4 protein-coding genes are annotated in these 4,667 nt (G+C 37.4%); 3 read left to right on the top strand and 1 reads right to left on the bottom strand.

Going from position 1 to position 4,667, the window contains the following annotated elements; genetic code table 11:
• Positions 1–276: 276 nt before the first annotated feature.
• Positions 277–648: a recombinase family protein gene (locus tag ACED87_RS09275; protein WP_449090007.1), complete on the bottom strand. Its 372-nt coding sequence runs from the start codon at positions 646–648 to the stop codon at positions 277–279.
• A 749-nt stretch (positions 649–1,397) separates the two neighbouring features.
• On the opposite strand from ACED87_RS09275, the gene ACED87_RS09270 reads away from it, so the two are divergent.
• Genes ACED87_RS09270 through ACED87_RS09260 form a run of 3 tightly spaced genes read left to right on the top strand, consistent with a single transcriptional unit; the run spans position 1,398 to position 4,585 of the window.
• Entirely contained in the window at positions 1,398–2,753 is a 1,356-nt protein-coding gene (locus ACED87_RS09270) for a hypothetical protein (protein ID WP_449090006.1), read from the top strand.
• A 1-nt stretch (position 2,754) separates the two neighbouring features.
• Positions 2,755–3,393, top strand: a complete 639-nt coding sequence (locus tag ACED87_RS09265) for an ABC transporter ATP-binding protein (RefSeq protein WP_449090005.1) — start codon at positions 2,755–2,757, stop codon at positions 3,391–3,393.
• The gene (locus tag ACED87_RS09260; protein WP_449090004.1) at positions 3,386–4,585 is read left to right on the top strand and encodes an ABC transporter permease; all 1,200 of its coding nucleotides are present in this window, start codon (positions 3,386–3,388) and stop codon (positions 4,583–4,585) included. Before ACED87_RS09265 ends, ACED87_RS09260 begins: the two co-directional genes overlap by 8 nt.
• Positions 4,586–4,667 lie beyond the last annotated feature (82 nt).

The following is a 4,667-nucleotide window of genomic DNA, read 5'->3' as shown; positions in this document are numbered from 1 at the left end:
TTATCGGACTCCGCAGGAGGTGGTTGATGGTGCTTTAGTGGTCTTATAATTGTCGGAACTAAACCACGTACATATCATTCTCAGAACTTGGAGAGGGATAGAGCTCTTGTGCTGAGTAATTTTGCTGTTTCTCTTGCTCGGCGTAGGAAGTAGGCGGCTAAGATGCAGCGCAAGATTATGTATAGTGTGCTGGTTGCTGTTTTCTTTGTGCTTCAGTCGTTTCTAGCAGGGTTTATAGGGTAGCGATGCTTTAGCCATTTCCCGTGCGCGTTTCTCTCAATAGAGTCTTCTAATGCACGGACTACGGTGGATACTCCCACCCCAAAAAAAGGAAGCCAGCTCCCGTAGACTCCATACCCACCCAGTCTGCGGGGTAATCTCCGAACGCATCCGCACCAACTGGACCCTCTGCGCAGCAGATAACTTTGCAGGACTGCCAGGCCCGGCCCCTTTCTTTCCTCCGTTCTTTGCTTTCATGGCGGCAAGTCCTGCCTGGGTACGCTCTGAGATTAGGCTGGATTCTATCTCGGCCAGTGAAGCGATGATGTGGAACATCATTTTTCCTACCGGGGTGCTGGTGTCGATTCCTTCGAATAAGTCTCGTGCAAATCCATCGGATCCATAATTTCTACACAAAACAGTAGACATGACCTACTACTAGTATTAGCATGTTTTATATCATAATAAATTTCACTTCCTCTAGAGGAGAAGCTATGAAAATCAGGCTCATGTTAACTACAGCGTGCGTAGCGCTTATGTTATTAGGGGCTACGCCAGCCGCATCAGCAATCAGCGCATCTAATACAGTAGGTTTTGGTGGTGGAGTAAACCTGACGGCTAACGTATGGGTAGACAATGTATCCAGCGCAGGCATCAATAGATGCGGTGGCTACGCTACTTCTGTTATTTCAAACAGAACTCTTTCCAGCGTAAAAAACCAAACCACTGCTTACCCAATATTAAGTTTGTATGGCTCAGTATGGGGTCTATCAATCGATAATGGCGATGGAACAACGAGTAGCACTCTAACCAACTTCAACAGATCTGGATCATATTTATCTGGTAATGTCTGCTTGGCTTGGAATACCATTGCTCTAGGAATGCGGGTTAATGGAACCGGTAATTACAATGGTGTAGTTCGGACAGTAGCAGCTTCAACTAGTTAAAATGGATAAATTTAATTCACATAAAAAAACAGTTGCATTTGTTATATTTGTGACTGTTTTTTTATTTTAATCTCTGTAATATCTGGGAAAAATGAATCAGGAAACTCGAATACAGGAAAATTTTCAAACGATAAGCTAGTAGAATCTCTCTCAGCTAAGATTGCAGACAACGGTTTAATATCTTTTTCAAATACGGATGAGAGATATATCGATACCTTGGCAAGTAGTATCATGCATACAACTGGGTACTCTAAAAATAGATCAGATATTTCCCAAGAATTATCTGATGAAATATGTTCCCTATACGGAGAAAATTTTCCCGCCCAACAAGTTTACAATAATCTTTTAGATATAATATCGCCAGATGATATGCGTGATATAGAAGAAAAAATCCCATGTGCAGAAGTTTCTAAGGAAGATCAGAGCTATGACCCCCAAGTTTTTCTTTACGGAATCGCTGAGCTAAAAATTAAAGATAAAGAGAAATACTACAGCATAAAAAAAGAAAGTATTGATGAGGCTCTGTCTGTTTTTATACAAAAATACCCGCCTTCTAATTGGAATTACTGGCTTTGCCTATCAGCTACTTTTTCACCAAGTGAATATAATAGATGCGATAAGCTAAAAGTTAGCGATACTCCAAGTGATATAAAAGATACTTACTCATTAATGGAGTTGCGTGCCCTGCTCGAAATTTCAGAAATTGATAGTTCAGTAAATCTAATTCCAGATACCATCAATAGAGCACTAGATTTAGATGTTGAAGATGCCTTAGACGCTTACCAGATTGCAAGAATATCTTTCATCTCAGGGAAAGATAGCCCTGGTTTGAAAAGATGGGTCGATAAAAATAAGGTTTATCTAGACCCTGATGGGTTCGTTAGATTACCTGTTAAGAAAATAGGAAAATTAAGTGATACTTATTTAGCATCACGTTTGTTGGAAGAAGACACAGAACAGATAATAAAAGAAAATAGTTTGGCGTCGATACAGGAATCTGTTAATCTTGCAGAAGGTTTTTCTATTTACAACAAAGTAAGTGCTAATCTAATGCAAGCTGTTATCCTAAATTACCTAGGGATTCTAAATGAGCAGGATATTAGAATAGCTCTAGATTCCTACAACAGCATTTCCGGAAGCTGCCCTTTTGATTATGCGGAGCAATGTATTATAGCCGCAGATGCAGCAAAAACGTTGGACCCTAATTCAAAATCAATATTCATAGAGACCCCCAAAGAAGTATCAAATGATAAAGAAACAAAAAAAATATTCTATAAAATTATTTCTTATAGTTGGGCTATAGAAAATTACCAAGAATGGGTTGATATATCTAGAGAAAAAGGATTTGACCCATTTGAAGATGTCAAAAATAGTGAATCAGATACTTCGTTAATTCTATGGGCAGCAGCAGCGCGTAATGTTTTTAACCATCAAATAGAAACTGAAGAGGAACGACAGTTCTTATCTTCTGTAAATTCTGCAGTAGGATGCGAAGGATCAGATCGCTTAGTAAAATCTGAATTTCCAAATAAATCATGTGACTTAGAGGCAACAACTGCATATTACTTAAGTGGCCTGTGGGGGTAAAATGTTTAAATGTGAGAATATAAGTAAATCTTTTCAAGACAAAAAGGTTATAGAAAAATTTAACTTAAATGTGAACTCTGGGGATGTGGTTGCTTTACAATCTCCTTCTGGAGGTGGAAAATCAACACTTATCAATATTATGAGTGGTCTTATGGACCCAGATAGTGGATTTGTTTCATTAAATAATATAAATTTATCTCAAATGAATGAATTTGATAAATCTAAATATACACGAATGAATATTGGAGTTATGCACCAAGCAAACTACTTATTCGATTGGATGTCGGTAGAAGAGAACCTAGAAATATCATCTTATTGCAACTTTAAAGAAAATGACTTTCTGAAAAATTTAATTTATAATCTGCGCATTCACGAATACCAAAAAACGCCAGTTCCCCGCCTGTCTGGTGGGCAAAAAAGGAGAATCTGCTTCGCTAGAGCATTTATAAATAGCCCAAAATTAGTCCTACTTGATGAGCCAACTACTGGTCTCGATAAAGAATTGTCAGAAAAGCTAATTTCAGCTATTACTGAATATGCTGATAATGGAAATTGCGTGGTTATAGCAACCCACGATGAAAATCTAAAAGACATATCAAACAAAATAATCAATCTTCAAGATTTCAATCACCATGAATAAACTTCACTACATTATTAGAAGTCTTTTTAGAACATTTCATGAGCATAAATTTACAATCTATGTCATGACTTCTATGCTTTGTTTATTATCCTTTTTTACTTTTATTTCAAACTCAATATTTTATAATTCATCTACCGATATATCCACAGGTTTGGGTGGTAGACAAATTGAGGTAATTGCAGGTCTAGGCGGAGAAAATGAGCCGCCCCTAGATAGTTCTGCGGCCGATGAGTTTTCAAAGATGGAACATGTTGAATTTGTTTATTCACTTGGTTACCTTGGGGTAGATCCACCCAAGTCTCTTATGAGAGATAACAAAGATATATCTCCATGGTGGTTAGCGCCTCAGAATGAGAAGGACAGTAGAGTAAAAGATATATCTGGAAATCCTGTACCAGCTATTTCTTACGGAGAAATTCTAGTCCCAAGTGAATACTCTTATTTGGTTAATGAGTATATAACTTTGGGAACAACAGTCATGCTTACTGCCGATACAGCAACAGGTAAAGATGAAGAGTTTCATGTTATTGGTACTTATGATCCAGAAACTGTACAGGGTGAACCTACAGGAACTGTTTTTATAAATTCTGGACAATTCAATGATTTGCAAAAAGTAGGAGCCCTACCTGGCATATCTCCTTACTCCTCTATTTTTATTTATATTGATGATATTCAAAACGTTAAATCTGTTCAGCAGAATATTGAAGCAATGGGATTTAGTGCACGAAGCGCTCAGGGTGCGGGAGTGGAACTGGCTGGATTTAGATCAACTATATCTTTATCATCTATTGTATTAATAATGGTAGCAATGTTGTCTTCGCTATTTGCTGGAATTTTTATTTCAGGAAGTTGGATTAAATCAAGAATTGAAGAGATTGGGCTTTTTAGGTCTATTGGATGGACGATGTCGGATATAAAGAGATTCTATATACTTGAGTCTTTTTTCCTATCGTTTTCAATGTCGTTAATTTCCTGTGTTTTTTCAATAATTCTCATACTTATATCTAGCCTATATTTCGATAATCTATTTTTGCTCAAAGATTTTAGCCTCTCTAGCGACTCTTTAAAGTTTGTTTGGATTATATTTATAATTCCTATTGTGGCAATTGCAAGCTTTATGTTAGGGGCTTTAAGAGGTATTTTTGAGATGAGAAAATTTAACACGGATGAACTATTGAGAAGGATAAACTAATTTCTACCGGTTTCGGTACAGCAATAACGAGTAACCAACACGCCCGAACAATACGTACCGAAAACCTGCACCAAAAAGGTGC

This window comes from Rothia sp. 32237D007AR, assembly GCF_053544675.1.
Note: the sequence above shows the minus strand (reverse complement) of the source record. Positions and strands in the feature narration are given on the sequence as shown.

Coding starts and splice junctions, on each gene's coding strand:
- ACED87_RS09265 (WP_449090005.1), top strand. CDS start 2,755: ATGTTTAAATGTGAGAATATAAGTAAATCTTTTCAAGACAAAAAGGTT.
- ACED87_RS09270 (WP_449090006.1), top strand. CDS start 1,398: ATGCATACAACTGGGTACTCTAAAAATAGATCAGATATTTCCCAAGAA.
- ACED87_RS09260 (WP_449090004.1), top strand. CDS start 3,386: ATGAATAAACTTCACTACATTATTAGAAGTCTTTTTAGAACATTTCAT.
- ACED87_RS09275 (WP_449090007.1), bottom strand. CDS start 648: ATGTCTACTGTTTTGTGTAGAAATTATGGATCCGATGGATTTGCACGA.